This window comes from Kibdelosporangium phytohabitans, from assembly GCF_001302585.1.
In the GTDB taxonomy this organism is placed as follows: Bacteria; Actinomycetota; Actinomycetes; order Mycobacteriales; family Pseudonocardiaceae; genus Kibdelosporangium; species Kibdelosporangium phytohabitans.
On sequence record NZ_CP012752.1, the window covers coordinates 5,250,779 to 5,277,078 of the forward strand.

A 26,300-nucleotide genomic window follows, 5' to 3' on the forward strand; every position below is an offset into this window, starting at 1 on the left:
CAGGGCAGCGACGTCGCCGTCCGATGCGAGACGTACCCGCGGCAGTTCCCTGATCTCGACGGCTGGCCGGCTCCTGCTGATCCATCCGCCTGCAACGCTATGACCAGCGGGAACGTGGTGTCAGTGGTCGTGTCAGGGGCAGAACAGGGCGGTGTCAGGCCGGCCGATCACGGTATGCCCATGACGAGTTCAGCGATTGTTGCTTCGGGGCTGAAGAAGGCCTACGGGGACAAGGTCGTGCTCGCCGGCATCGACCTCGATGTCCGCGCGGGTTCGGTTTTCGCCCTGCTCGGCCCGAACGGAGCGGGCAAGACGACCACGGTCAACGTGCTGACCACGCTGGCCAGTGCGGACAGTGGCACTGTGCGGGTCGCCGGGTACGACATCGTGTCCGACACCAAGAAGGTGCGGGCCGCCATCGGGGTCACGGGTCAGTTCGCCTCCGTCGACGAACTGCTCTCCGGCGAGGAGAACCTGCAGCTGATGGCCGACCTGCACCGGCTCCGGGGCAGTGCGGGCAAGCGCGTCGTGCGGCAGTTGCTGAAGCGGTTCGACCTCGAGGAGTCGGCGGGCAAGCTGGCGTCGACCTACTCCGGCGGCATGCGGCGCAAGCTGGACCTGGCCATGACGCTGGTCGGCAGGCCGCGGATCATCTTCCTCGACGAGCCGACCACCGGGCTGGACCCGCGCAGCCGCCGCACGATGTGGGGCATCGTGCGTGAACTGGTCGCCGACGGCATGACCATCTTGCTCACCACCCAGTACCTCGAGGAGGCCGACCAGCTCGCGGACAGGATCGCCGTGCTCGACCAGGGCCTGCTGGTCGCCGAAGGCAGCCCTGAGCAGCTCAAGCGGCAGATTCCCGGTGGCCACATCCGGTTGCGGTTCGCCGGCGCCGAGCAGCTCGGTGCCGCGGCACGGGTCCTGGCCGGCTCCACTGTGGACCTGGACGCCCTGGTCCTGCGTGTCCCGAGCGACGGTGGCGTCAAGTCGGTGCGGGCTGTGCTCGACCGGCTCGACGAGTACGCCGTCGACGTCGAGGAGTTCACCGTGCACATGCCGGACCTCGACGACGTTTTCCTCGCCCTCACCGGTCACTCGAGCACGGAGGTCACTTCCCGATGAACACCGATGCCGCGATCATGTTGCGCCGCAACTTCAAGCACACCGTCCGCAACCCCGTCACCCTGTTCAACGCGGTCTTCCTGCCGGTCCTGATGATGTTGATGTTCGTCTACGTCTTCGGGGACGCGTTCAGCGTCGGCGGCGGCGACTACATCAACTACGCGACGCCCGGCATGCTCATGATGACCCTCGCGTACGGCCTGTCCGCCACCGCGGTCGCGGTCAACTCGGACATGACCAAGGGCATCATCAACCGGTTCAAGGTCATGGACGTCTCCCGCGGCGCGGTGCTGACGGGGCACGTCGTGTCCACTGTGGTCCGCACGGTCGCCGCGCTCACGGTCATCCTCGGCGTGGCGTTCCTGATGGGCTTCAGCCCGGCCGCGTCCTTCCCGCAGTGGCTGGCCGCGATCGGCGTCCTCCTGCTCACCAGCATCGCGGTCAGCTGGCTGGTCGTGGCCATGGGACTCGCCGCGAAGACGCAGGAATCCGCCGGGTTCGCCAGCGTCCCGCTGATCATGCTGCCGTTCTTCAGCAGCGCGATCGTCCCCGCCGACAAGATGGGCCCCGGCGTCCGGGAGTTCGCCGAGTACCAGCCGTTCACGCCGATCATCGAGTCGGTGCGCGGCCTGCTCAACGGCACACCGTCCACCGGGCACACGATCGCCGCGATCGCCTGGTGCGTGGGGATCACTGTCGTCGGTTACGTGTGGGCGCGGCGGAAGTTCACGAAGCGAGCGTGACCGCGGCCAGCTCGCGCCAGTCCGCCTCCGCCCCCTCCTGAGTCGCCTCGGTGAACCGCGAGTCACCGAGGCGGTTTCGCACGTCCCCCTCGATCCGGCGCACGTCCGGCTGTGACCGGTCCTGCACACCGCGCACGCTGTGGCTCGCCGCCAGCAGCCGCGCGGCCTGCTCGTACTCTTCCTTGCGCAGCGCCAGATCCGCGATCCCGACGAGGGCCTGCGCGAGCAGTGTCGCCTGCGCCGAGTCGGCCGCGACCTCGAAAGCCGTGGCACGGTGCCGCGTGGCCTCGTCGATGTCGTCGGCGAGGTATCCGAGGATGTCATGGGCCAGCGCGCGGACGGATCCCTGCCTGGCCTTCTCGCCCATCAAGTTCATCGCGATGTCGAGCTGCCGGTATGCCTGCGCGATGTCGCCGCTCCAGCGCGCGAGCTCCGCACTGGCCAGTGCCAGCTCCACCAACGCGTCCGGCCACGCGACCTGTTCGCCGTACCGCTGCGCCTCGGCCATCGCCGCCGCGCTGGCTTTCTCGTCGCCGGCCAGCCAGAACAGCTGGGCCTGCCGGGAGCGCATCGCCACGATGTCGTCGATGGCACCGACCTCGGTGACGACCGCGATCGCCTGTTCGTAGTAGTCGCACGCACCGGCGAACTCACCGCGCACGGCGATCCGATCAGCCAGTTGCGTCAGTGCGAACGAGATGCCCCACCGCTCGCCGATCGCGCGGAACTCGGCGATCGCCGTCTCCAGGTACTCGTCCGCGTCCTGGCCGAGCATGACCCGGTGCTTGCCGCACTGCAACCGGGCCACGGCGCGTACCCACGGGTCGTCGTCGGTCAGCAGCGGCTCGAACGCGGACAGCAACGCGTCCGGCCCGTGCAGCAGGCGCTCCAGCGCGCCGACGAACTTCAGGACCGTGTCACGGCTGTCGGTGCGCCTGCTCAACTCGTGGGCTTTGCGGATCCACTCCTGCACCTGTTCCGGTTCGGTCCGGCCGGCGGTCATGAACATCGCCAGGAACCCGAACGCCTTGGCCTTCACGGCGGCGTCCGCCTCGCCGGGCATGTCGGTCGCGGCGATGAGCAGTTCGCTGCCTTCGACCTTGTGCCCGCTGAACCACCAGTACCAGCTGCCGACGGATGCGAGCCGCATCGCCCCGTTCGCGTCGGCCGCCGCCAGCGCCCCGCGTACCGCGGCGGTGATGTTGTCGTGCTCGACTTCGAGCGTGGCCAACCAGCTCAGCTGGTCGGCGCGGCGCAGGTGCGGCTCCGCGGTCTCGACGAGTTCGGTGTAGTACGCCAGGTGCGCCTTGCGCGCCAGGTCCGACTCGCCCGCTTCCTCGAGCCGCTGCCCGGCGTACTCCTTGACCATGCCGAGCAACCGGTAGCGCGGGGCGCCCACGCCGTCGACGACCACCAGCGACTTCTCGGTCAACGCGGTCAGCAGCTCCAGGACCTCCCACGACTCGACCGCCTCGCCCGCGCAGACTCGCTCGGCCGCTTCCAGGCCCGCGCCGCCCGCGAACGCCGACAGCCTGCGCAGGACCACCCGCTCGGCGTCGGAGAGCAGTTCCCAGCTCCAGTCGATCACCGCGCGCAGCGTCCGGTGCCGCGGCAAGGCGGTGCGGCTGCCGCCGGTCAGCAACCGGAACCGGTCGTCGAGCCGGTTGGCGAGCTGCTCCACGGTCATCGTGCGCAGCCGGGCCGCGGCGAGTTCGATGGCCAGCGGCATCCCGTCCAGCGCCCGGCAGATGCGTGCCATGGTCGCCAGCACGTGCGCGTCGGCGCCGAGGTCCGTCCGCACGGCACTCGCCCGGTCGCGCAGCAGCCGGACAGCGGGGGAGGACTCGATCGCGCCCGGGTCGTCCTGCGCGGGCAACGCCAGTGGCACGACCTGCCACAGCGCCTCACCGGTGATGCCGAGCGGCTCCCGGCTCGTCGTGAGGATCCGCAACCGGCGGCATTCCCCGAGCGCGCGGTGGGCGAAGGTCGCCGCCGACTCGATCACGTGCTCGCAGTTGTCCAGGATCAGCAGCACCTGCCGGTCCCGGATGGCGGCGATGACCCGCTCGGTCGGGTCCGCGTCCGGTGGTCCGCTGAGCAGCCCGTCACGCTGGCCGAGCGCGGCCAGCGTCGCCTGCCCCACGTCACCGCCCGGCACGATGGACGCGAGTTCCACCAGGCAGGCGCCGTCCGGCAGGTCCGTGAGCAGCGTGCGCACGGTTTCCGTGGCCAGCCTGGTCTTTCCCGAGCCGCCGGGGCCGATCAGCGTGGTGAGCCGGTGGCCGGCGACGAGCTCGCGGACCGCGACGACATCCGCGGCCCGGCCGATGAAGTTGGTCAGCTCGGCACGCAGGTTGCTGCTGCGGCTGTCGTCCTCCTGCCGTCCCACCTCGCCACGCAACAGCGCGACGTGCAGCGCGGACAACTCCGGCGAGGGGTCGGCGCCGAGCTCGTCGGCGAGGGCCTCCCGCGCACGCTGGTACACCATCAGCGCCTCGTTGCTCCGGCCCGCCGCGCCGAGCGCCCGCATCAGCGCGCCGACCAGCCGCTCGCGCACGGGGTGCGCCGCGACGAGTTCCGTCAGCTCGGCGACCATGGCCGCGCCGCGGCCGAGGCGGATCTCCGCCTCGAACCGATCCTCCAGCGCACCGAGGCGCAGACCGTCGAGCCGGACTACCGCCGCGTCGAACGCATCGCTGTCCTGCAGTCCGACGTCCTGCATGGCCGCGCCACGCCACAACCCGAGGGCTTCACGCAGGAGGCTCGCCTGCTGGGCGTCGTCGCCACCGCGTGCTTGCGCGAGCAGGCGCTCGAACCGCACGGCGTCAACGGAATCGGGGTCGACCACCAGCCGGTAGCCGCCGACCTGACCGTCGACCGCCTCGCCCGGCAGCACCCTGCGCAGGCGAGAAGCCAAGCGCTGCAAGGCGTTCGCCGCGTCAGCCGGTGGGTTCTCGCCCCAGATCCAGTCGATCAGCGTCGTTTTCTGGACCACACGGCCGGGATCGAGCGCGAGCGCGATCAACAACGCGCGCAACCGGGCACCCGGCACATCCGCCGAGCCACCATCGCCAGTGTGGACCTCGAATGGTCCCAGCATCCCGATCCGCACCCGGTCAATCTAGTCATGGCCGCCGCGCGGGCCACCAACCAGGCCGGGTCATCCACCGGTGTCTGAGCCGTGTCAGGCGCGTGTCAGCTCTGGCGGCGAGAGTTGCCGCACCCACCACGAGAGGACACCCGATGAGCCAGACGGTTCCCGTCCCGCAGAGCCTGCCCGTGCACCGCGACGTGAGCCCGTTCGACCCGCCGAGCGCGATCGCGAGGATGCGCGACGAACGCCCGGTCAGTCCGATGGTCTTCCCCGACGGGCACGAGGGCTGGGTCGTCACCGGCTACGAGGAGGCCCGCCAGATGCTGGCCGACACGCGGTTCAGCTCACGCCAGGACATCGGCATCATCCACGTGCCGTTCGAGACGCCCGGCATGCCGGTCCTGACCGAACCGCCCCCGCAGACGCCCGGCCTGTTCGTGGCCATGGACGCGCCGGACCACACCCGGCTGCGGCGCAAGCTCATCGGTGCCTTCACGGTCAAGCGGATGAAGCAGCTGGAGGACCACATCGTCGAGGTCGCCGAGCGGCAGCTGGACGAACTGGCGCGGCTGACCCCGCCGGTGGACCTGGTCGAGGAGTTCGCGCTGCCGGTGCCGTCGCTCGTGATCTGCGAGCTGCTCGGCGTCCCCTACGCCGACCGGGAGACCTTCCAGGTCAACTCCGCCCAGTTCCTGGTCAAGGACCAGACGCTGGAGGCGAAGATGGCCGCGTACGGCGCGATGACCACGTTCCTCGCCCAGCTGGTGACCGCCAAACGCGCCGAGCCCGGCGACGACATCCTGTCCGACCTGGCCCGCGACGACGACCTGTCGGTCGATGAACTGGTCGGGATCGCCTTCCTGCTGCTGCTCGCCGGCCACGAGACCACGGCCAACATGCTGGCGCTGGGCACGTTCGCGCTGCTGGAGAACCCGCGGCAGCTGGCCGAGCTGCGGGCCGACCCGGACCTGATGCCGGGTGCCGTCGAGGAACTCATGCGCTACCTGTCCGTCGCCGACATCTTCTACCGCTACGCCGTGGACGACATCGAGCTCGGCGGTGAGGTGATCGGCAAGGGGTCGACTGTCGTGGTCTCGCTGCTGGCGGCCAACCACGATCCGCGGCGCTTCGACAACCCGGACGCCCTGGACATCCACCGCAAGGCCCGCGGTCACCTGTCCCTCGGGCACGGCATCCACCAGTGCCTTGGCCAGCAACTGGCCCGCATCGAGATGCGCGCCGGGTTCGAGGGACTGCTGCGCCGCTTCCCGGCGCTCGCCCTCGCCGTCCCCGCCGACGAGGTGAAACTCAAGACAGACATGAACATCTACGGCGTGCACGAGCTCCCGGTGACGTGGACGAGCACAGCGCCGTAGCCAGTCGTACGCACCCCAGCGAGGCCGTCCACCGGGACGGCCTCGCATTCTTTTGGCGCCACTATGGCGCCACTGACTTGACATGGCGCCAGAATGGCGTCATAGTTGGCGCATGGACCTCACGCCGTACGTCGACAGCCTGCGCGAGGAACTCCTCGCCGCGGCCGAACCGGGCGAGCCGACCGCCCTGGCGCAGCGCCTGGCCTCATCGGTCGCCGCCGCCACCCGGCTGACCATGTTCGAAGTCCTGGCGGCGGCGACGGACGAGATCACCAGGGACCTGGCGCCCGGCTCGGTCGAGGTCCGGCTCCGCGGCCGTGAACCGGTCTTCGTGGTCACCCGCCCCGAGCCCGACGAGCGGCCGGAGCCGGTCGCCGAGCCGGAAGCGCCCGTGCCCGCGGTCAAGGACGGCGCGGTGTCGCGGATCAACTTCCGCCCGCCCGAGCAGCTCAAGCAACGCATCGAGGCGGCGGCCGCCAAAGAGGGGCTCTCGACCAACGCCTGGCTGGTCCGCGTGGCCAGCGCCGCGCTCGCCGGTGAACAGCGCACGCGCCGCGGACGCGCGGACGGCGAGTTCACGGGCTGGGTCGGCTGAGCCGCTTTCCCGTGCTCACACCACATCCGAAGGACCAAGGGGAGATTCGCCATGCCCACATTCGCCACACCCGAACCGATCACGGCCACCTTGACCACCGGTGGTGCCAGGGTGCGCATCACCGCCGGCGAACGGCCGGACACGGTCGTCCAGGTCGAACCGGTCGACAGCGCGAACAAGTCGGACGTGAAGGTGGCCGAGCACACCAAGGTCGACTTCACCGCGGGCGAGCTGTCGATCAAGACGAACAAGGCGGGGGACAGGAACGGTTCGGTCGCCATCACCGTCGAACTGCCTGCCGGCTCCACGCTCGTCCTGCACACGGCGTGGACGGACGTGCACGCAGACGGCCGGCTCGGCGACTGCGAGCTGAACATCGCGTCGGGACAGGTCCACCTCGACCGCATCGCCGCGCTGCGCGCGACCCTCGCCACCGGTGAGGTCGAGATCGGGCACGTCGCGGGCGCCGCGCGCATCGAAGGCGGCACGGCCGGGGTGCGGATCGCCGAGGCCGTGGGCACCGTCAGGTACGAGGGGTCGACCGGCAAGGTCTGGATCGGGCACGCCTCGTCCGATGTGGCCCTCAACGGCTCCGGCGGCAGCTTCGACATCGACCGCGCCGACGGCAGCGTGATCGCCAAGGGCAGCGGCTGCCCGATCCGCGTCGGCCGGATCACCCGCGGCCAGGCCGAGCTGATGAACGCTTCCGGCGGCATCGACATCGGCATCAGCGAGGGCACCGCGGCCTGGGTGGACGCCAAGAGCACCAAGGGGTCCGTGCACAGTTCCCTGCCCGCCCAGGACAACCCCGACGAGTTCGGCAACAAGGTCAAGATCTACGCCCGGACACGGCTCGACAACATCGTCATCCACCGCGCGGACGTCTGACCGGCCGTCGTGGCGCCATGATGGCGTTGCAGAGGCGCCACGGCGGCACGCAGAGTGTTCCGCTTCGTCGCCGCGCGCGGGCGCGGCGACTTCGCGCGGTGAGAACGCGAGCAGCAGGCCGCCCGTGACCGGATGGACCACGTGCGGACTCTACTGAGCGGGGAACGCGCTCGGGTGCAGGAAACGGGCGATCTCCACGATGCCGTCGACCGGCCGGGTGCTGCCGCGGGCGCCGGTCCTGGCCGCGTCGATCGCGAGGGTGCGCTGCTGGTTGACGGCGTCGGTCGTGGGGAATGTCCGCGTCAGGTGGGCGATCGGGTCACGCTGCCCGTCGGGTGGCGCCGTGAAGTCGTCGGTGGTGATCGCCTGCGGGTTGCGGGCGATGATCTGTTCGGGACTGATCGGCGTGAACTGGCCCGGCAGTTCGGCGAACAGGTTCCTGCCGCCCGCCCGTTCGAGCACGTTGTCCGACAGGCCCCGGACGTGACGTACAGCTGGCCCGAGACCTGCGAGACCTCGATGACGCCGGGCTTGGCCTGCTCGCCGGTGCGGCGGCGCACGTCGTCGAGCCGTCCGCGAACCTGGTCGGCGAGGACCCTCGCGGGTGCCTGCACCTCGAAGATCGCCCCGAGTTTGTCGAGGTCGGCGAACAGCACGCCGATCCCGGGGCTGTCCTCGTCCAGTCCGGTGGCGCGACCGCCGCCGACGACGTAGGTCGCGACTCCCAGTTCCTTCCACTCCGCGACCGACGGGCCGCCCTTGTTGCCCGCGACCTTGTCGATCTGGTCGGTGATCAGCAGGTCCGGCTTCGCGGCGATCAGCGCCTCGGTGCTCGGGTTGCGCGCCCCGAGATCGGGCAGCGCCTCCAACGCGGGGGAGGGGGTGGACTCACCGCGTGTCTTGGCCACGATCCGTTCGCCGACGCCGAGCGCGAAGAGGGCTTGGGACGAGTTGGAGCAGGCGGCCAGGGCGGCGCGACTCGACGAGGTGATCGAGCGCTTGCCCGACGGCTGGAACACGCGCGTCGGCGAGGCAGGCGCCCGGCTGTCCGGTGGTGAACGCCAGCGCGTGGCGATCGCACGGGCGATGCTCAAGCGGGCGCGGATCGTGCTCGTCGACGAAGCCAGCTCCGCGCTCGACCCGGAGAACGAGGCCGCGATCACCCAGGCCATCGCCAACCTCGGCGACGACCCCAGCCGCACGGTGATCGTGATCGCGCACCGCCCGGCCACCCTGGCCGCGGCGGACTACGTGGTCTCGCTCGACAACGGTCGCGTCGTCGAGAACGGCACCCCCGCGGAGCTTCTGCGCACAGGTGGGGCGTTCTCCCGTATCAGAAAGCAGTACGAGCAGGCCCGGCACTGGCGTATCGCCAACGCTGCCCTGTAGAAGTCCACACCGATCGCCGGTGGCCTGTGGGCTGGGCCAGGATGGCGCAAAGCGTCGACGGTGTCCGCGAGCGGAAGTTAGGACGCGGGCAGCGATCAGTCCCAACGCCAACGGGAATCCACCGCACAACGCGATCAGTTCGGCGACCGTCTCTTCCGCGGCGGTGACGCGGTCGGCGCCCACCGCGGCCGGTTTCGGCCGGTGATCCGCACGGTGCACGTGGCGGTGCCGGGCAGCAGCGGGATCACCTGGTCGGCGTCGCGGCGTTGTCCAGCAGGATCAGCATCAGCCGATTCCTGATCCTGCTGCGGTACAAGGCGATCTGGGCGTCCAGTTCGGACTGTTGCCGATCGCGGCCGACTCCGGGGGCTGCCCGGAACCCGCGCACCACGTCCTGCAGCGCAGCCGGTGAGTCAGTGCGGCTGAAACCACGCAGGTCCGCGAACAGCTGGGCCGCCGGGGAAACGCTGGGCGCGGCTGTGCGCCAAGCTCAAGGCGAGCCAGGTCTTGCCGATCCCGCCGCTGCCACTGATCGCGGGGACCGCCGCCGGTGCCCAGTCCGGTCCGTCGCCCCGGTCGCGCCTCCCACGAGACCTGAGCAACCTCGACATGATGCGGCGGAGTTCGGCGCGGGACACCGAAACCCTCGATGTCACCATGACCGTCGTGCGGTGAACCGCGTTTGCCGGACGGCGAGGCATCACGATCCGTCCTCGATGCGCAGGTAGCGGTGGGCGAGGTCGGTGATGTCGGCGATCAGCTCGTTTGCCAGCCGGTCGATGTCCACGGCTTCGTGGTGCAGCAGCGCGTGCGTGGCGCCGTACCAGGCGCTGTAGATCAGGTTCGCGGCCATCGCCGGGTCCGGGGCGCCAGCGGGTGCGTCCGGGCGCTCGGTGATGAGTTGCCGGAACGCCTCCATGTGCGCGTTCTCCGACGAGACCTGCATCGTCGTCTTGGCGTTGATCGGGGTGTGGTCGTAGAGCACGTCGTGCAGTTCGGCGTGCTCCACGTACGCGCGGACCGCGTCGCTGAGCCACGCGTCCACGCGTCCGATCCAGTCGTCGGCGGGCATCGCCCGCACGACGGCGTTCTGCCGTTCGACCAGGCGGTCGTTGAACCGGGCGCGCACGGCCGCAAGGAGGTCGTTCTTGGAGCGGAAATGCAGGTACAACGTGCCGATCGCGACGTCCGCCCGGTCGGTGATCTCGTCGAGCCGGGCGGCGTCGATCCCCTTCTCCACGAACACGCGCTCAGCCGCGTCGAGCAGGTCGGCCCGCCGCTCCTCGGCGGGTTTGGTTCGCGGGCGGCCCGGGCTGGTACGGCGCTGACTCATTCCGTGCAGTCTACGGGCACCGCAGGAGCACGGCCGGCACTGAGTGAGCCTCCTTCGCGTGAGCCCGGGTCCACCGGCCGATCGGACGGACACCCGCAGCGGCAGTCGTTTCGGCGACACGATCTGCACCGGGTTGTCGACCTCGACCGGGCCGTCCGCGTCCACCCGGATGTCCTGGTAGCGGTCGAACAACGCGTTCAGCGCGACGTCGGCTTCCAGGCGCGCCAGGTGCGCGCCGATGCAGAAGTGCACGCCGTGGCCGAAGACGATGTGCCCGGCGGTGCTGCGGTGGATGTCGAACACACCGGGATCGGGGAACCTGGCGGGATCCCGGCCGGCGGCGCCGATCCACGTCGTCACCAGCGCCCCCGCGGGGATGGCGTGCCCGCCGATCTCAGTGTCCTTCGTGGTCACACGGGTCAGACCGCAGAGCGGCGACCGGATCCGCAGGATCTCCTCGATGACCGCGGGCACCAGCGACCGGTCCGCCCGCACAGCGGCCGCGGTCCCGGGGCTCTGCTCGAAGCAGAGCGCCGCGTTGCCGATCAGGGCCACAGTGGTGGCGTGCCCGGCGAGCAGCGTCAGCGCGATGATGCCGACAGCCTCGCCGTCGGCGATCGGCGCACCGTCGACCTGCGCGGTGGCGACACGGCTGAGCACGTCGCCGGTCGGCTGCCGGCGGCGCCGTCGCACGTGAGCCACCAGGTATTCGTTCATCTCACGCACGGCGGGCGCGACCACGTCCGCCGTTTCCCCAGGCGACAAGGTGGTCGCCGCGGCGATGCCGAGAACCTCGCCCCACAGCCGGAAACGCGGTCCGTCCTCGATCGGCAACCCGAGCAGTTCGGCGATCACGGTGATCGGCAGGGGATAGGCGAGCGCGTCGACCAGGTCGAACCGGTCGGTGCCCGCGACGGAGTCCAGCAGCCGGCCGGTGATCTTCTCGATGTGCGGCCGCATCCCCGTCACGGCCCGCGCGGGGTGGACACCTGGCTGACCGGCGTGCGCAGCTTGCGGTGCCGCGGCCAGTTTCGTGACGAGGTTGCCCATGTCGAAGAAGTCGAGGTCCGGGTGCGGCGGGTTGAAGACCCTGGCTCACGCACAACTACCGCTATGGGCACAGCATGAAACAGCAGCGGCCGGTCGAATGGTCCTGGACCGCCAGTTCCGTGGCGAAGTGCCCGGTCGGCTGACGTCAGGGGAACATCTCCCGGAGCTGACGGCGTGAGGTGATGCCCAGTTTGCGGTACACGCTCCGCAGGTGGGCGTCGACCGTGCGCGGGCTGAGGAAGAGCATCTTGGCCACTTCCTTGTTGGTCGCCCCCGAAGCGACTTTCCCGGCGATCAGCCGTTCCTGCACGGAGAGCTGGTTCAGCGAACCGGTGTCGTGCGGGAGTGGCTGTTCCCCGGCTGCCCGCAGTTCCCTGGCCGCGCGCTCGGCGAAACCGTTGGCGCCCATGCGGGACAGCATCTCGAAAGCCGCACGCAGCTCGACCCGCGCGTCAGCGCGCCTGTTCTCACGGCGCAGCCACTCCCCGTACGCCAGCCGGGCACGGGCGTGCAGCACGCTGATCCTGGTTCGGCCGAAGTGGTCGATTGCCTGCCGGTACAGCGTTTCGCAGTCGTCCTCCTGGCCGAGCAGCGCGCGTGCCTGCAGCCATTCGGCGACGGCCCACGGGACGGGGTCGGCACGTGCCGACGCTTCCAGGTGGTTCATGGCCACAGCGGATTCCTCGCCGCGGCCGGAGCGCGCGGCGGCTTCGACGAGTTCGGAGTAGACGGCCCAGATCGAGTACAGGCCGTCCTGGTGGCGGCGTTGCGCTGCCAGCGCGGCGTCCAGGGCCGCGTCGTAGTTGCCAAGCCCGTTGTTCAGCACCGCAGTGGCGTAGTGCTGGCCCGCTATTTCCACTGGCCTGTTGCCGTGGCCCATCAGCCTCACCAGTTCGCGGTGACGGTCGAGGTCACCGCGGAAGGCGGCGAGAACGAGCTGCGGGCCCACGAGCGGGACTGTGCCCGCCACCTCGTCGACCGCGCGGGACTCCTCGAGGCAGGCGGCGGCGTCGTCGAACCGGCCGGTCGAGACCCGGACGATCGACTGGTAGCGCAACGCCTGCGGCAGCGTGGCGAGGATGCCTTCGCGGCGCGCCACGTCCACCTGGCGGTCGGCGATCTCCTCCATCAACTCGTCGTCACGCAGGTCGATGGCCAGCTGGCAGAGCAGGTTCATCCGCCACGGCTCCGCCGCGTCGTCCGCCGACCGGCACGTGGCCGCCGCCGCACGCATCGCGGCCACCGCCTCGTCGACGGGCAGCATGACCTGGTCCAGCAACGCGTTGAGCAACAGGTCGACCGGCCTGACCAGGCCGTCGCGTGGTAGTCGCGCACGGATCCGGGCGCCGAGGTCGTGCAGCCGACCAGGTTCGTTCTCGTTGTACATGAACGACGCGAACGCTTCGAGATAGGTCTCGCTCGCCTGCTCGGGAGCTGACTGGGAGACCACGTCGATCAGCGTGGCGGTCGCCTTCGGACTGTGCACCAGCTGGTAGTCGATCCGGGCTCGCAACAGCCGTGCCGCCACCCGCCGCTGCTCGTCCATCGGGTGCTGCTCCGCCTGGGTGACGAGGGCACGGGCCTTGGCCGGCGCCCCGGCTTGCAGCCGGAGCCTCGCCGCGGCGAGCAACCGGCCGACCTGGTCGCCGGGATCGGGCGTCAGCTGCCCCGCTCGTTCCATGAACGCCGCCGCTGCCGCGAATCCGCCACGCAACCGCGCCCGGTCCGCGGATCGGGCGAGCTCGGCCGCGACACCCTCGTCCGCGTCGACGATCGCGTGGGCCCGGTGCCACGCCCGGCGGTCGGAGTCGACGTCCGGGTCGGTCACTCCGGCCAGTGCGCCGTGCACGGACCGGCGCGTTTCGGGGGACGCCGACGCGTACACCGCCGAGCGGACGAGCGGGTGGCGGAAACGCAGCCGTGGCCCCATCGTGAGCAGATCGGCGCCTTCGGCGAGCGCGAGACCGCCGATGTCCAGCCCGAGCTGCTTCGCCGCGCGGCCGAGCAGCCCGATGTCACCGACCGGCTCCGCCGCCGCGAGGACCACGAGCGACTGCGTGCTCCCGGGCAGTTGCCTGTACCGGCGCACGAACTGCTCCTCCAGCGCTTCCACCACGCTGATCCGGGACGGCCGGGGACCGGGTTCGCCGAACGGCCCCACGTGCTGCGTGAATTCCAGCAGCGCCAACGGGTTGCCGCGGGCCTCGGCGAGGATCCGGTCGAAGACCTCGGCGTCGAGCCGGGTGCGTCCGGCCGTGCCCATCAGCACCCTGGCGTCCTCGTCGCCGAGGCCGGTGAGAGCCAGTCGCGGCAGATCCGCGATACCGGGCACGCAACCGGCTTCGCGTGACGCGAACACCACCGCGATCCGCTCCGCGGCCACTCGCCGTGCCACGAAGACGAGCGCCCGCCGTGAGGCGTCGTCGATCCACTGGGCGTCGTCCACCACACAGCAGACCGGTTGTTGCGCGGCGGCCTCCCGCAGCAACCCCAGCACACTGGCACCGACCATCAACGGGTCCGGTGAGGTCTGGGCACCGAGGCCGAACACCGCCTCCAACGCCGTCTGCTGAACAATCGGGAGCTTCAGCCGGTACTCCAGCAACGGGGCGCACAACTGGTGCAGGACGGCGTAGAGCAAGTCCTGTTCGAACTCCGTGCCGACAGCGCGCAACAGCGTGAAGCCGTTCAACGCACCGAGCGCCGTGCCGACGAGGGTGGTCTTGCCGATCCCGGCCTCACCGGCCACCACGACAGCACCGCCGCGCCCGTCGGCCGCCGACGTCACCAATCGGTCGATCTCGCGGCGTTCCGCCTGATGGCCCACGATCCGCACCGGCGCTCACCTCCCGTTCCCCATGGCGGATGACAACCTATCGTCGTCGCGCTAGGCGATTGCGACCGACGCAGCCGCACGCCTGTCGTGGTATCGGGCTCGCTGTTATGCCGAGATGGGATTGGGTGCCGGGGAACGGCGGTCCATACGCTCGCCTGACGACCCCCTCACGGCGAATTGAGCGGTGGCCCTTCCCTGCACACCGCCCGCCCGCTCGAAACGAGGTCCCTGTGAGTCGCAAACGCGCCCTTTTCCTGGTGGCTGTGATGCTGGCGTTCCCGCCTGTGGTGGGCACCGCCGCCGCGGCGGCCCCGGTCAGCAGCCCCGCAGCCCCTTACTGCTACGAGGAGCAGTCGCAGCCCACCGCGGATGTGAGCGACCTCAGAGCGAGGTTCACCTCGTCGAACTGGATGCAGACCCTCCAGGCCGTGTACCAGCGGCGCTGGCCCAGTGGGCAGGCGCTGGCGATCGCGCAGGCCAAGGACCCGTACTGGAACCAGTTCGTGCGCAAGAACAGCTTCGAGGCGTTCGCCGAGTCGATGATGGTGGCCATCCACGAGGAAACCCACATGTGGGACCTCGACCCGGCGCGAACGAGGTGGAACGTGCACACCGCCGCCTGGGTCAACGCGGCCAGGCAGGACACGGTGGTGCCGTTGCACGACGGTTTCCCCCGCAAGGAGATCCTGCCCCTGATCAAGGACCGCCTGAGCGACTCCATGGACGGCATCTACCTGCGTGACAAGACCCAGGGCGACTACCACATGCAAGGCGTGACAGCGGAACTCAACGCGGGCCTGACAGGCCTGCCCGCGGTGACGGTGCTGCAGGAGTACATCAAGGGCGTCGGTGCCAGCAACGCCCGTGACATCGCCGCCACCAACCTGCGCTACCTGCTGCTCTACCTGCGGGTGGCCAAGGACCGGCACCCGGACTACTGGGCGAAGATCCGCAACGAGCCGAAGCTGCGCGAGCTCGTGCTGACCCAGTTCCTGCGCACGGCCTACTGGCTGGAGAAGTCAGCGCCGTACACGGGCAAGCTGGGCAGCCCGAACGCCGACAAGATCACCGCGACCAACTACGCGCCGGAGAACATCGCCGTCCTGGAGGAGTTCACCGGCCGCAAGGTCCGCACCGACACCCAGAAGAACTGCACGACGACCTGAGCAGGGGCCTGTCACCCGGGAGGCCCGTCCGGCCTCCCGGGTGTTCGCTTCCCCTGTCCGATCAGAGGGGACTGACCACCACCGTGACCGTGCGGTTGCGGGCCCGGCTGTCCTGATCCGCGCCGGGGAACGGGGGAGCCGACTGGTCGGCGGCAGCGGCCGTGAACGACGTCGGCGGCAACCCGGACGCAGCCGCCAGTGCGTTGGCGGCGGCAGCGGCACGGGAGACCGCCACCGCTGACCCGCCGGACGTGGGGCCGCCGGAGACCACCACGCCGTGGCCGTACACGCTCACCCGGACCGCCTGCCCGGCAAGGGAATTGCCCCACTGCGTCAGGTCACGGCGGCCCGCGGGGGACAGTTGGGCCCCGTCCGGCAGGAAAAGCCCACGGTCGAACAGCACCGTGATGTCGCGTTCCCGCCGTTCGACGTGTACGCCGGGCATGGCGAGGCGGGCGGCCAGTGTGTCCAGCCGGCCGCGCAACTGGTCGGTGGCCGACGTTTCCGCAGCGCGCGTGCTCCGTGGCGCAGGTGTCGAGGGCTCGGAGGACGACGGCGGCGCCGCGGCGGGCGGTGCGCTGTCGGTGGAGGCGTAGACGGTCACTGCCGCCACCGCGCCGACGACCACGACCGCGGCACCGGCCGCCACCACTGCTCCGGCAGGGAACGGACGGGGCCGCTGCTTGCCCGCGGTGATCTGGGCGATCAACCTGGTCCCGGCCACTGCTCCCGCGTGCTCGCTGTCGGTGACGAGGACACGGCGCCACGCCGCGTCCGCTTCGGCGAACTCGCCGAGCTGCGCGTGGATGCGTGCCCGCAGGTCCGACACGGCCGGATGTCCGGAGTCGAGGCCGTCCAGGGTGCGCAGCGCTGCCCGGTGGTCGCCTGCCCTGGCCAGGTCGGCTGCTTCGGCCACGGCGAACTCGATCGCCAGCGAGGTGTGCGCCGTCATCGCCTCGTGCCCTGCCGGCGTTGGACGCCGCCCTGCGCCGGGTCGCCGACCTCCGGGGGCAGGAGGCGGCGCAGTCGCTGGTTGATGCCCGGCAGGGAACGGAAGTCCCGCTCGGCGATCGCGTCATCGCCCTCGGCGATCAACGCGCGTGCCTTGACCGGCTGGGACAGCACGTCCTGATTCGCCCGATACCAGTAGAAGATGCTGATGTCCAGCGTGCCGTCCCGCTTCATCATCAGCGTTTCCAGTTCGGCCACCCGGTCCATCAGCTGGTCCACCACGGCGGTGGCCGGTTCGCGCCGCACCTGCTCGGCGCGGCGTTCGATGTCGGCCAGCTCCGCCCGGTCCGCGGTGTCGCCGTGCCTGCTGACCAGTTCACGGCACTGCGCGATCGCCCCGTCGAGCTCGGCGAGCCGCCCCGGCAGCTGCACGTCGTTCTCCACCTCGTCCAGCTCCGCCTGGATGTCACGCAGCCGTGCGTCCGCTGCCGCCGCGCTGCCCTCGTCGGTCGCCGCGTTGCGCACGTCGGTCTTGGCCAGGCTCAGTGAGCGCTGCGAGTCCAGCTCGTCCAGGCGGTTCTGCGCCCGGTGCGAGCCGGGGTCCACCTGGGAACGCAACCGGTCCAGCCGTTGCTGGACCTCACGCAGTTCGCGCTGCAACGCGGTCACGTCCGGCGGGCGTACGTTGCTCAGGTCGATCTCGGCTTCGAACTGCTCGTCGACCAGCGGCACGTCGGCGACCACGGTGACCCGGCGGGATTCGTCCACCTCGATGGTGACTTCGACGTCACTGCCCTTCGGCAGGTCGATCGACACGTCCTTCGGGCGGATCTCGATCAGCCCGACCTGCATGTTGCGCTCCGCGCGGTCGCGTTCGCCCTCCACGATCGGGATCCGGATGCACGCCGCCGCGTCGGCCCGGTGCAGCGCGACCGTGGTGTGGAACATCTCCCGTGCGGTGGCGGGCAGCGTCGCGCCCTTCGCCAGGATCGGCGCGAAGGTCCTGTCCGCCTGGGACAGTCCGATCGAGTTGGTCAGCACCGGGCCCGCGGGTTCGTTGAGCCAGTGCGTGATCGAGATGCTGTCCGGGGTGATCTTCGCGGACTGGCCGTCCGGGCCGACGAGCCGGATCTCGAACGTGGCCGTCGTCTGCTCGTTGACCTGCACCTCGGTGACGAACGTGCCGGACGCGTCGAGGCTGATCCGGCCGGTGACGAACGGCGGGCGGCCAGTCGAGTTCTCCAGCAGGACGTGGTAGCCGGTCAGGTCCTGCGCCCCGCTCGCCTCGACCTTCCCGGCGACGGTGACGGCGGTGAGGCTCGTGGTACGCGGATAACGCAGGTCCACGCCGAACTCGCCGGCCGCGGGGCGCACCTTGGGCCGATCCAGCGGAACCGTGCTGGCGAACACCGCCGCGCCGCGGGCCACGACCGTCGACGGGTCCTGGCTGTGGTCCAGTTCGATGCCCAGCCCGGAGTCCGGGTCGGCCAGCCGCTCACGCAGGCCGGGCGCGAGCGTCGTCCCGCCGACCAGCAGCAGCCGGTCGATGTCGCTGGGGTGCAGGTTGGCGGTGGTCAACGCCTCACGGCACAAGGTGATCGCGCGGTTGTAGTACGGCTCGGCCACGCGGTCGAGCTCGTCGCGCCGCAGCGCGTACTCCAACGACTCCGTCTGCCCGTCCTCGAGGTCGATGTCGACGAGGAGCTCGGCCTTCTCCGTGCGGGACAGGGAGATCTTGGCTTCCTCCGCGGCCCACTTCAGCCGCGTGAAGTTCACCACCCACCGCGGATCGTCCCTGGTGAAACCGGTGAGGCCGAATTCGCGTGCCGCGACCGGGGCCAGCACCCGGTCCACGATCGCCCAGTCGATCAGCTTGCCGCCCAGGTGCGGGTCGCCCGCGTGGTCGAGCACGCGCAGTTCGCCCTCGTGCGTGCTGACCACGGCGGCGTCGAACGTGCCGCCGCCGAAGTCGAACACCATCCAGTACGCCTGACTGCTCTCGTTCTGGAAGCCGTACGCGAACGCGGCCGCTGTCGGCTCCTGGACCAACGGGCAGGCACCGAACCCGGCCAGTGCCGCCGCCTCGCTCGTCGCGTTGTTCTGGTGCAGCCGGAACGCGGCGGGGACGGTGATCACCGCGGCCGGGGGCGCTTCGCCGAACTGGTGTGCCGCGTCGGCCCGGAGCGATTTCAGCACCTCGGCGGACAGTTGCTGCGGGGTGAGCGAGACCCCGGCGGTGCGGAACTTGCGGGCCACGCCGTCGAGGCCCATCTCCTGTTTGAACTCGGCGTGCGCGTTGTCCACGTCGCGCTCGGTCCGTTCACGCGCACGGCGACCGACGTACATCACGCCGGGTTTGGGGATCCACACCGCTGACGGCGTGTAGTCCCAGCCGTCGTTGTTCTTGACCACCGCGACCTCGCCGTCCTGTACGACGGCCATCGCACTGTTGGTCGTGCCGAGGTCGATGCCGAAATCGATGGTGTCACGCATGGTTGTCGTCCTCCGATGTGACCGGGCAGCCGACGATCACTTGGCCGATCTGGATCTGCCTGCCGGACAGGTACAGCGACGGGCGCTTGGTCTCGATCACCACGTCGTGCTCGAACGCCGGGTCTTGCTGGAACGCAAGGACTTCCAGGACGTGACCGGGGTGGTAGACGGCCCCGTCGTGGTCCTGGATGACCAGTCCGGCACGGCCGAGCGCGTCGTGGCTGGCGTGCAGCAGCCGCCCGGCGTGCCGCGTCTCCTTGCTGCCGTTCGTGGTTCTCTCCAGCCGTTTGCGTGCGCGCCACAGGTTGGTCGCCGCCTCGGCCAGGTCTTTCTCGTGCAGCTCGGTCTCATCCGCCGACGGCTGGGCCGCGGCCCCGGTCGCGGCGTCCAGCAGCGCGCGCAGCCGGGTGCGGGCTTCGGCGGACCAGTCCGGTGCGGCGATCCGGAACTCCGGGTGATGGCGGCGCTGCCCCCGTTCGGCACGCCGGAAGTCGCGTCCGCTCATCGGGTGTTCCATTTCTGCGCCAGCCACAACCCGGCGGGCAGCGTGATCTCCAGCGGGATGGTGAACCCGGCGAGCGCCATCCAGAACGGCGCCAGGCCGTAGGTCTGGACCTCCCAGACGGCGTACCCGGCGATGGCCAGTGTCAGCAACCCGACAAGCGGGTTGCTCGCGATGCTCATCCGGTATCCGGTGGTGCAGACGAAGAACGTCAGCACGAGCGTGGCGACCGCGCCGCCCGCCATGACCAGCCACATGTCGAGGTGCCAGGTCACGTCCGTCAGGTAGACCACGGCCGCGATGGCAGCCAGGAACAGCCCCAGCGTGGTCATCCACCGCCACGGTGCGGGCTGCCCGCCCCCGACCACCGCTCTCGCTTGCGTCAACTGGGCGAGCGCGGACTCGATCTCGGCGCGCCGCTCCGGCCGGGTCTCGGTGTCGCGCATGCGGCGCAGCAGTTTGATCGCGTCGTCGACGCGTCGTGTCCGGATCAGGGTGTTCACCTGGTCCCACGGGGACGTGGCGAGCGAGCCGCCCGCCTGCCTGAACCGTTGGGCGGCCAGCAAGTCGTCGAGGTTGTCCCGGATGATCCGCTGGTCCTCGGCTTCGACGGCCAGCTCGATCGCGTACTCGAACAGTGCCTGCTTCAGCTCCACAGTGGGCTTGGCCGAGCTGTCCCGGATCGGCAGGGCGCAGTTGTTCAGCATCACCGAGATCCGGTTGCGCAGCGTGGCCGACCGCCGGAACCGCTCGTGCGGCACCAGGGCTTCCATCGTTCTCGCCAGATCCGGCAGTTCGCTCAGCGCACGGCGGGCCGCGGTCAGCGGTGCGGTGTCGTCGCGCAGGTCGCCGACCGCGGTGAGTTGCGCCTCGACTGCCTCGTAGACGGGTGCCGCCGCGTCGGCGCGGGCGTTGTCGATCACCTCGGCGTCGACGTCCCACGTGTCCAGCAGCCGGGCGAGGACGCCGTTGCCCGGCTTGCGTGCCAGCAGCACCTGCGGGTTCATCAGCGCACGCGCCATGGCGCCGCGCAAACCATCCACTGTGGACTCACCAAGCCTGCGGTCAGCGAGCGCGGTGACCCGATGCCGTACGTGCGCCCAGAAACCGGGGGCGTCGAGTGCGTCTGCCCAGGCGTCGGCCACGTCCACCCACCTCTCACTGCGCGCTTCCGGGTCGTCCGAGCCCGGCGCGGCCTCCAGGTCGAGGGCCTCGGTGTGGGCACGCACCGCGATGTCGTGCAGCGTGTGCACCTCCGGCTCACACCCGCACTCGCCCGGCTCACCCCACCACCAGAACAACTCGTCGATGACGCGCTGGTCCGGACGCTGCAAAGCGTCGAACGCCGCCCGTACCTCATCCGGGGCAGGTCGCGACGGCAACGGCAGGACCTGGTCGCCGACGGTGGCGTCAGGCATCAGGTCCAGGACGTTCAACACCCGTTGCCGCTCCTGGCGCACGCGCCGGGCGGGCGCGTCCGTCGCAACGCCGGTGACGCGGAACGGATTGCGCCGGTACACGTCCGGGTTCGCCGCCTCGAGCAGCCGCGCGGCGGCCGCACGGCTGCGCCCCTCATCGACTTGAGTCACATCATCACCCCTCGACGCCACAAGGCCAGCCGGTTCATGTGCCGGGCACGCTGGATGGCCGACAGGGACACCGCTTCCTCCAACAGGTCGGCCGCGTCACGCAACCGCACCGGATACCTGGCGAGCTCCATCGCCCGCTGGACGAGTTCGGCGGCACGCCGCTCGCCCGGACCGGCAGGCGGCTCGTACTCGGGCAGCACCGGCCAGTTCGGCAACCTCCTGTGCCGCCCGCGCAACGCCTCGGCGAGCGTGACCGCGTCCCGAGTGCGTTTCGCCGGGTCGGTGGCGAGGGCGCCGAGCACGACGCGGTCCAGTCCGGTGTCCACGTTGTCGTTGAACCTGCTCGGCGCCAGCGGTGGCGTCCGGTAGCGGTCCATCTCGTAGACGTGCATCGGTTTGCCGTCGTCGAACGGGTGCTTGCCGGTGAGCAGGACGTACGCGATCGTGCCGAGCGCCCACACGTCGCCAGCCGTCGAATAGCCCTCCCCGCGCTGCACTTCCGGCGCCATGAACGCATAGGTGCCCTGCGCGCTGGCCAGCCGGGTGAGCGGGTCGGCGCGTTTGGACAGGCCGAAGTCGGACAGCCGCACGCGCATCCCGGACTCCTCGTAGCCGACGAGCACGTTGTCCAGCGTCAGATCGCGGTGCAGGATCGGCGGCGACTGCCGGTGCGCCGCGGCGAGCCCGTCGGTCATCTGCTCGATGACGCGGACCGCGGCGTCCAGCGGCACGGACGTCCGGGAATGGGCCCGAACCAGCCGTCGCAGGCTGCCGCCCGCGATGTACTCCATCGTGAAGTAGCCGCGGCGGCTCCCGGGCGTGTCCAGGGTGCCCGCGTCGAAGAGCCGGACGATGTTCGGGTGCCCCAGGGTGGACAGCAGCCGCGCCTCGCCGAGCAGCGCGTCGGTGCCCGCACGCGTCGCCACCTGCTTGAACACCTTCATCGCCTGCCAGCTGAGGTAGCGGTGGCGAACCCGGTACACCTCGGCGTAGGCGCCTTCCCCGAGCAGGCGGTCCACCACGAGTGTGTCAGTGACCCGTGTCCCGCTCCCCAGCACCGCCACAACGGAAGTCCCTCCCAGCCCATCGGCGATGGGAGGCACCGTACGCACGACCGGCGGGACCGCTCCCGAACCGCGCCCGGGGCCTGTGACCGCTGGTCAGCGTGCGCGTCGCCGGGTGATCACGACATGGGCGATGATCAGCACCGCGAAGAACGGCAGCGCCGCGATCCACGCGGTGTCCAGGCCGTCGATGAACGCCGTGGACACCATGACGGCGAACAGGAACAGGGCCAGGCCGGAGGTGACGGGCGCGCCCCACAGCCGGACCGGCGACGGGTCGGCCGAGCCGCGCCGGAACGCCGAGTGCGTGACGAGGATCAGGATCCACACCACCAGCGCGCCGAAGATCGAGATCCCGAACAGCGCGAGATAGGCGCTGTCGGCCGCCGTGGCGGACAGGGTGGCGGCGAGCCCCAGCCCCAGCGCGGACATCGCCAGCGCGTTGCGTGGCACGCCTGTCCGGTTCAGCCTGCCGGTCCACGCGGGCGCGTACCTGTCGGACGCGAGCGAGTGCAGCATCCGGGTGGTCAGGTACAGGTTGGTGTTGGCGCTGGACAAGGCGGCGGTGAGGACGACGAAGTTGGTGATCCCGGCCGCGGCGGGGATGCCGGCGCTCTGGAAGACGCGCACGAACGGGCTCGTGTCCACGGTGCCGCTGTGCGCGGTCACGGTCCACGGCACCACCGCCAGCACGATGGCGATCGCGAGGACGTAGAACAGCACCAGCCGCAGCACCATCCGGCGCGCGGCACGGGGGATGTCGCGCTCGGGCCGTTCCGACTCGGCGGCGGTCACCGCGACGATCTCGGTACCGATGTAGCTGAACAGCACGAACACCATGGCCAGCAGCAGGCCTTCCATGCCGTTGGGCAGGAAACCGCCGTGGCTGGTCAGGTTGGCCAGGCCGGTCGCGGGGGAACGCGGCAGGCCGACGGTGATCAGCACCAGGCCGAGGCCGACGAAGACGACGATCGCGATCACCTTGATCATCGCGAACCAGTACTCCACCGTGCCGAAGAACCGCACAGCCAGCGTGTTCGCACCGAGCACCAGCACCGAGAAGACGACCACGAGCAGCCACAACGGCAGCTGCGGCCACCAGAACCGGACGTACAGCCCGGCCGCGACGATCTCACCGCCGATCGCGATGACCTGGATCGTCCAGTACGTCCAGCGCTGCACGAACCCCGCCAGCGGACCGAGGTACCGCTGCGCGATGGCACCGAACGACCCGGCTTCCGGGTGGACGACGACCATCTCGGCCAGCGCCCACGCGATGACGAACGCCACCAGCGCGCACAGCGCGTACGCCACGATGGTCGCGGGCCCGGCCTGGGATATCGCGAGCGCCGACCCGAGGAACAACCCGGTGCCGATCGCGCCGCCGAGCCCCATCATGCTCAGCTGTCTGCCGGTGAGCGCGCGCCGCAGGCCGCCGGTGTCCGTCGAGGGCGGTGGAACGGTCATCCGGGGCCCTCCAGCCGCTTCAGTGGGGCTAAAAAGGTTTCAGGCAGTGTGCGACCGGCGCCGGACCGTGTCAACGCCGGGCGCGGTGGCAGTGTGGCTGAACCCGGTTTAGTCTTCCTGCACGAGCGCGGTGGCGGACGGGGGAACGGGATGATCGGCGAACGGATCCGCGAACTGCGCACCGCCCGGTCGATGACGGCGACCGAGCTGGCCAGGGCGGCGGACGTGTCCGTCGGCATGATCAGCCAGGTGGAGCGGGGGATCACCGACCCCAGCCTGGAAACCGTCCGGCGGATCGCCAAGGTGCTGGACACGCCGGTGTTCAGCCTGTTCCGGGAGTCCGGCGCGGAACCGGTCGCGGTGGTGCGCAAGGACCGCCGGATGACCGTCCGGTCCCCGCACAGCGAGATCGTGTACGAGCGAGTGTCGGCGGGAGCCGGCCGTGTCGAGGTGCTGGAGGGCGTGCTGGAGCCGGGCGCGGCGTCATCGGATCCGGGCTGGACGCACCCGTCCGACGAGTGCGTGGTGGTGCTGACCGGTCGCCTGGTGGTCGAGGTGAACGACGACCGTTTCGTCCTGAAAGCCGGGGACAGCGCGACGTTCGACTCCCGCAACCCGCACCGCTACCTCAACGAGACCGCCAAACCGGTCCGCTTCCTGCTCGCGGTCACGCCACCGAGCTACTGAGCCGGCTGGACCCGTTGACGCCGGTCGGCCCGGTTCCTACGCTGGGCTTTAGTCACACTAAACGCGTTTAGTGAGGGACGATGCCAGCGAAACTCACCAGCGACCAGTTCCGCGACAACTTCCCGATGCTGTCCGGCGTCGTCCACCTGGCCGCGTGCAGCCAGGGCGCGTTGTCGGGCGAACTGCAGGCGGCGCTCGCCGAGCTGACCGCCGGCATGGCGCGGCAAGGGGCGCCGTGGGACGCGTGGATGGGTGAGGTGGCCCAGGCCCGCCGACGGTTCGCCGCCCTGATCGGCGCGGCCGACGACGAGGTCGCGATGGTGCCGTGCGCTTCCGATGGCGCCTACCAGGTGGCGTCCACTCAGGACTGGTCAGCGCGGCCGGTCGTCGTCACCACGGATATGGAGTTCCCGTCGATCGGGCACGTGTGGCTGGCGCAGGCGGCTCGTGGCGCGCAGGTCGTCCACGTGCCGGAGCGGGGTGCCACGGTCGACGCGGACGAACTGGTCGCCGCGATCGACGAACGCGCGGCACTGGTGTCGATTCCTGCGGCCTCGTACCGCAACGGCGCGCGGATGCCGGTCGTGGCGGCGGTCGCCCGCGCCCGCGAGGCCGGTGCGAAGGTGTTCGTGGACGCGTACCAGGCCACCGGCGTGCTGCCGGTCGACGTGCGGGAACTGGACTGCGACTACCTGGTGTCCGGCGCGTTGAAGTACATGCTCGGCCTGCCCGGTGTCGCGTTCCTCTACGTCCGGGACGGCATCGCCGACGACGTGCCACCGCAGTTGACGGGCTGGTTCGGTCGCGTGGACCCGTTCGGCTTCGACCCGAGGACGGCCGACTTCCCGGCCAACGCCCGCCGGTTCGAGACCGGGACACCGGCCATCCCGTCCGTGTACGCGGCCAACGCCGGGATGCGCCTGCTGTCCAGAGTGGACGTCCACGAGGTCGGCAGGCACGTCACCGGCCTGGCGGCGTCGACGGCCGAACGGTTGCTGGGCGCGGGGGAGCGGCTCTGGCTGCCCGAGTCGCCCATCGGTCCCCAGGTCGCGCTCGTCGACGACAATCCCGACCGGTTGGCCGCGTACCTCGCCGAGCGGCGGATCATCACCGCGCCGCGAGGTGCCGTGCTGCGCCTGTCGTACCACTACTACAACAATGAGTCCGATGTAGACGCCCTGTGTTCCGCGATCGCCGACTACCGCTCCGGGAGTTGAGGGATCATGAGCAAGGTCTTCCACTACGCCGACATCGAACCGTCCCCAACCGGCACGATGCTGGTGCACGCGGCGGACGAGGACGCGGGCACCGGTCTGAACCAGGCAGTCCTGCGTTGCCGGCCGGGCCGGTCCGCAGTGCGGTCGCCCGGCGCGGACCGGCTGGAAACGCTGTACGTCCTGTCCGGCGAAGGCGTACTGCACCGGGCGGACGGCGATCACGCGCTGCGCCCGGAGTCTGCCGCGCTGATTGTCGGCAGCGATACCTACGAGATCACCGCCACCGGAGAGATGGTGCTGGTGTCGGTGTCCGCCAACACCGATCCCGAGGTCGAGTGCGACGCGCCGCGACCGACCGTCGACCTGGCCGGCCAGTCCACACAGGACGCCGTGAGCCGGCGGGAGTTCCAGGTGCTGTTCGACCCGGACAGCGGATGCTCCGGGGTGACCCAGTTCCTCGGCTGCATCCCGCCGGTCCGCACACCGCTGCGCTACCACCCGTACAGCGAGATGGCGTTCGTGGTGAGCGGTTGCGGCAAGGTGGAGATCGCGGGCGAGATGTCCGTGATCGGCCCGGGCAGCTGCTTCTCCCTGCCCGCGGGCGTGCACCACCGCGTGGAGAACCTCCAGGACGGCTTCCTGCGACTGCTCGGGGTGTTCACGCCCGTCGGCAGCCCGGCGCAGAACTTCCCCGTGGAGTGATCGGCCGCCGGGTAGGCTCGGAGAGGACGTGAT

General features: G+C 70.4%; 22 protein-coding genes. 11 read left to right on the forward strand and 11 right to left on the reverse strand.

What is annotated here, in order from left to right; genetic code table 11:
• Positions 1-180: 180 nt before the first annotated feature.
• Positions 181-1,125: an ATP-binding cassette domain-containing protein gene (locus tag AOZ06_RS23905; RefSeq protein ID WP_054296871.1), complete on the forward strand. Its 945-nt coding sequence runs from the start codon at positions 181-183 to the stop codon at positions 1,123-1,125.
• Positions 1,122-1,868, forward strand: coding sequence for an ABC transporter permease (locus AOZ06_RS23910; protein ID WP_054291445.1), 747 nt, complete (start codon positions 1,122-1,124; stop codon positions 1,866-1,868). Before AOZ06_RS23905 ends, AOZ06_RS23910 begins: the two co-directional genes overlap by 4 nt.
• Here the strand turns inward: AOZ06_RS23910 and AOZ06_RS23915 are convergent.
• Positions 1,852-4,980 (reverse strand): ATP-binding protein, encoded by a 3,129-nt coding sequence (locus tag AOZ06_RS23915; protein ID WP_054291446.1) that lies wholly within the window; start codon positions 4,978-4,980, stop codon positions 1,852-1,854. The two genes, AOZ06_RS23910 and AOZ06_RS23915, sit on opposite strands and share 17 nt — an antisense overlap.
• Positions 4,981-5,111: 131 nt before the next feature.
• On the opposite strand from AOZ06_RS23915, the gene AOZ06_RS23920 reads away from it, so the two are divergent.
• From AOZ06_RS23920 to AOZ06_RS23930, 3 genes are all read left to right on the forward strand, one after another.
• Positions 5,112-6,338 (forward strand): cytochrome P450, encoded by a 1,227-nt coding sequence (locus AOZ06_RS23920; RefSeq protein WP_054291447.1) that lies wholly within the window; start codon positions 5,112-5,114, stop codon positions 6,336-6,338.
• 112 nt (positions 6,339-6,450) lie between these two features.
• The gene (locus tag AOZ06_RS23925) at positions 6,451-6,933 is read left to right on the forward strand and encodes a hypothetical protein (protein ID WP_054291448.1); all 483 of its coding nucleotides are present in this window, start codon (positions 6,451-6,453) and stop codon (positions 6,931-6,933) included.
• 51 nt (positions 6,934-6,984) lie between these two features.
• The gene (locus tag AOZ06_RS23930; RefSeq protein WP_054291449.1) at positions 6,985-7,821 is read left to right on the forward strand and encodes a DUF4097 family beta strand repeat-containing protein; all 837 of its coding nucleotides are present in this window, start codon (positions 6,985-6,987) and stop codon (positions 7,819-7,821) included.
• A gap of 302 nt (positions 7,822-8,123) precedes the next feature.
• On the opposite strand, the gene AOZ06_RS54300 is transcribed toward AOZ06_RS23930, so the two are convergent.
• Positions 8,124-8,729: a substrate-binding domain-containing protein gene (locus AOZ06_RS54300; RefSeq protein WP_225954746.1), complete on the reverse strand. Its 606-nt coding sequence runs from the start codon at positions 8,727-8,729 to the stop codon at positions 8,124-8,126.
• Here AOZ06_RS54300 and AOZ06_RS23940 point away from each other — a divergent pair.
• Positions 8,722-9,210 (forward strand): ATP-binding cassette domain-containing protein, encoded by a 489-nt coding sequence (locus AOZ06_RS23940; RefSeq protein WP_225954745.1) that lies wholly within the window; start codon positions 8,722-8,724, stop codon positions 9,208-9,210. The genes AOZ06_RS54300 and AOZ06_RS23940 overlap by 8 nt on opposite strands.
• A 244-nt stretch (positions 9,211-9,454) precedes the next feature.
• Here the strand turns inward: AOZ06_RS23940 and AOZ06_RS56575 are convergent, their stop codons facing one another.
• On the reverse strand, positions 9,455-9,601 hold the full coding sequence (locus AOZ06_RS56575) for a hypothetical protein (protein WP_157233201.1): 147 nt from the start codon (positions 9,599-9,601) through the stop codon (positions 9,455-9,457).
• A gap of 116 nt (positions 9,602-9,717) precedes the next feature.
• Between AOZ06_RS56575 and AOZ06_RS56580 the strand changes: the two genes are divergently transcribed.
• Entirely contained in the window at positions 9,718-9,885 is a 168-nt protein-coding gene (locus AOZ06_RS56580) for a hypothetical protein (RefSeq protein ID WP_157233202.1), read from the forward strand.
• Between the two features lie 25 nt (positions 9,886-9,910).
• Here the strand turns inward: AOZ06_RS56580 and AOZ06_RS58980 are convergent, their stop codons facing one another.
• Both AOZ06_RS58980 and AOZ06_RS23950 read right to left on the reverse strand, forming a co-directional pair.
• A complete protein-coding gene (locus AOZ06_RS58980; protein WP_218922045.1) occupies positions 9,911-11,593 on the reverse strand; it encodes a cytochrome P450 in 1,683 nt (560 codons plus the stop codon).
• Positions 11,594-11,738: 145 nt separating this feature from the next.
• Positions 11,739-14,429: an ATP-binding protein gene (locus tag AOZ06_RS23950; RefSeq protein WP_054291452.1), complete on the reverse strand. Its 2,691-nt coding sequence runs from the start codon at positions 14,427-14,429 to the stop codon at positions 11,739-11,741.
• A 230-nt stretch (positions 14,430-14,659) separates the two neighbouring features.
• Between AOZ06_RS23950 and AOZ06_RS23955 the strand changes: the two genes are divergently transcribed.
• Entirely contained in the window at positions 14,660-15,595 is a 936-nt protein-coding gene (locus AOZ06_RS23955) for a hypothetical protein (RefSeq protein WP_236952359.1), read from the forward strand.
• A 61-nt stretch (positions 15,596-15,656) separates the two neighbouring features.
• On the opposite strand, the gene AOZ06_RS23960 is transcribed toward AOZ06_RS23955, so the two are convergent.
• The 6 genes from AOZ06_RS23960 to AOZ06_RS23985 all read right to left on the reverse strand — a co-directional run bounded on the left by AOZ06_RS23960 (position 15,657) and on the right by AOZ06_RS23985 (position 23,661).
• A complete protein-coding gene (locus AOZ06_RS23960) occupies positions 15,657-16,547 on the reverse strand; it encodes an OmpA family protein (RefSeq protein ID WP_054291453.1) in 891 nt (296 codons plus the stop codon).
• Positions 16,544-19,039 carry an Hsp70 family protein gene (locus AOZ06_RS23965; protein ID WP_054291454.1) on the reverse strand — a complete coding sequence of 832 codons (2,496 nt, stop codon included), beginning with the start codon at positions 19,037-19,039 and terminating at the stop codon, positions 16,544-16,546. The genes AOZ06_RS23960 and AOZ06_RS23965 overlap by 4 nt, the downstream gene beginning before the upstream one ends.
• Positions 19,032-19,544 carry a hypothetical protein gene (locus AOZ06_RS23970; RefSeq protein ID WP_157233203.1) on the reverse strand — a complete coding sequence of 171 codons (513 nt, stop codon included), beginning with the start codon at positions 19,542-19,544 and terminating at the stop codon, positions 19,032-19,034. The genes AOZ06_RS23965 and AOZ06_RS23970 overlap by 8 nt, the downstream gene beginning before the upstream one ends.
• Positions 19,541-21,130 carry a hypothetical protein gene (locus AOZ06_RS23975; protein WP_054291456.1) on the reverse strand — a complete coding sequence of 530 codons (1,590 nt, stop codon included), beginning with the start codon at positions 21,128-21,130 and terminating at the stop codon, positions 19,541-19,543. Before AOZ06_RS23975 ends, AOZ06_RS23970 begins: the two co-directional genes overlap by 4 nt.
• Positions 21,127-22,194, reverse strand: coding sequence for a serine/threonine-protein kinase (locus tag AOZ06_RS23980; protein ID WP_054291457.1), 1,068 nt, complete (start codon positions 22,192-22,194; stop codon positions 21,127-21,129). The genes AOZ06_RS23975 and AOZ06_RS23980 overlap by 4 nt, the downstream gene beginning before the upstream one ends.
• A 96-nt stretch (positions 22,195-22,290) precedes the next feature.
• Positions 22,291-23,661, reverse strand: coding sequence for an amino acid permease (locus AOZ06_RS23985; protein WP_054291458.1), 1,371 nt, complete (start codon positions 23,659-23,661; stop codon positions 22,291-22,293).
• Positions 23,662-23,754: 93 nt separating this feature from the next.
• On the opposite strand from AOZ06_RS23985, the gene AOZ06_RS23990 reads away from it, so the two are divergent.
• The 3 genes from AOZ06_RS23990 to AOZ06_RS24000 all read left to right on the forward strand — a co-directional run bounded on the left by AOZ06_RS23990 (position 23,755) and on the right by AOZ06_RS24000 (position 26,267).
• Positions 23,755-24,348 carry a helix-turn-helix domain-containing protein gene (locus AOZ06_RS23990; protein ID WP_236952360.1) on the forward strand — a complete coding sequence of 198 codons (594 nt, stop codon included), beginning with the start codon at positions 23,755-23,757 and terminating at the stop codon, positions 24,346-24,348.
• Between the two features lie 80 nt (positions 24,349-24,428).
• Positions 24,429-25,565 (forward strand): aminotransferase class V-fold PLP-dependent enzyme, encoded by a 1,137-nt coding sequence (locus AOZ06_RS23995; RefSeq protein ID WP_054291460.1) that lies wholly within the window; start codon positions 24,429-24,431, stop codon positions 25,563-25,565.
• 6 nt (positions 25,566-25,571) lie between these two features.
• The gene (locus tag AOZ06_RS24000; protein WP_054291461.1) at positions 25,572-26,267 is read left to right on the forward strand and encodes a cupin domain-containing protein; all 696 of its coding nucleotides are present in this window, start codon (positions 25,572-25,574) and stop codon (positions 26,265-26,267) included.
• Positions 26,268-26,300 lie beyond the last annotated feature (33 nt).

What these genes read in the sequence shown, in the direction of transcription:
- AOZ06_RS23910 (WP_054291445.1), top strand. Translation starts at nt 1,122, where the DNA reads ATGAACACCGATGCCGCGATCATGTTGCGCCGCAACTTCAAGCACACC.
- AOZ06_RS23930 (WP_054291449.1), top strand. Translation starts at nt 6,985, where the DNA reads ATGCCCACATTCGCCACACCCGAACCGATCACGGCCACCTTGACCACC.
- AOZ06_RS23985 (WP_054291458.1), bottom strand. Translation starts at nt 23,661, where the DNA reads ATGACCGTTCCACCGCCCTCGACGGACACCGGCGGCCTGCGGCGCGCG.
- AOZ06_RS23970 (WP_157233203.1), bottom strand. Translation starts at nt 19,544, where the DNA reads ATGAGCGGACGCGACTTCCGGCGTGCCGAACGGGGGCAGCGCCGCCAT.
- AOZ06_RS23965 (WP_054291454.1), bottom strand. Translation starts at nt 19,039, where the DNA reads ATGCGTGACACCATCGATTTCGGCATCGACCTCGGCACGACCAACAGT.
- AOZ06_RS23995 (WP_054291460.1), top strand. Translation starts at nt 24,429, where the DNA reads ATGCCAGCGAAACTCACCAGCGACCAGTTCCGCGACAACTTCCCGATG.
- AOZ06_RS23905 (WP_054296871.1), top strand. Translation starts at nt 181, where the DNA reads ATGACGAGTTCAGCGATTGTTGCTTCGGGGCTGAAGAAGGCCTACGGG.
- AOZ06_RS24000 (WP_054291461.1), top strand. Translation starts at nt 25,572, where the DNA reads ATGAGCAAGGTCTTCCACTACGCCGACATCGAACCGTCCCCAACCGGC.
- AOZ06_RS23920 (WP_054291447.1), top strand. Translation starts at nt 5,112, where the DNA reads ATGAGCCAGACGGTTCCCGTCCCGCAGAGCCTGCCCGTGCACCGCGAC.
- AOZ06_RS23925 (WP_054291448.1), top strand. Translation starts at nt 6,451, where the DNA reads ATGGACCTCACGCCGTACGTCGACAGCCTGCGCGAGGAACTCCTCGCC.
- AOZ06_RS23960 (WP_054291453.1), bottom strand. Translation starts at nt 16,547, where the DNA reads ATGACGGCGCACACCTCGCTGGCGATCGAGTTCGCCGTGGCCGAAGCA.
- AOZ06_RS58980 (WP_218922045.1), bottom strand. Translation starts at nt 11,593, where the DNA reads ATGGGCAACCTCGTCACGAAACTGGCCGCGGCACCGCAAGCTGCGCAC.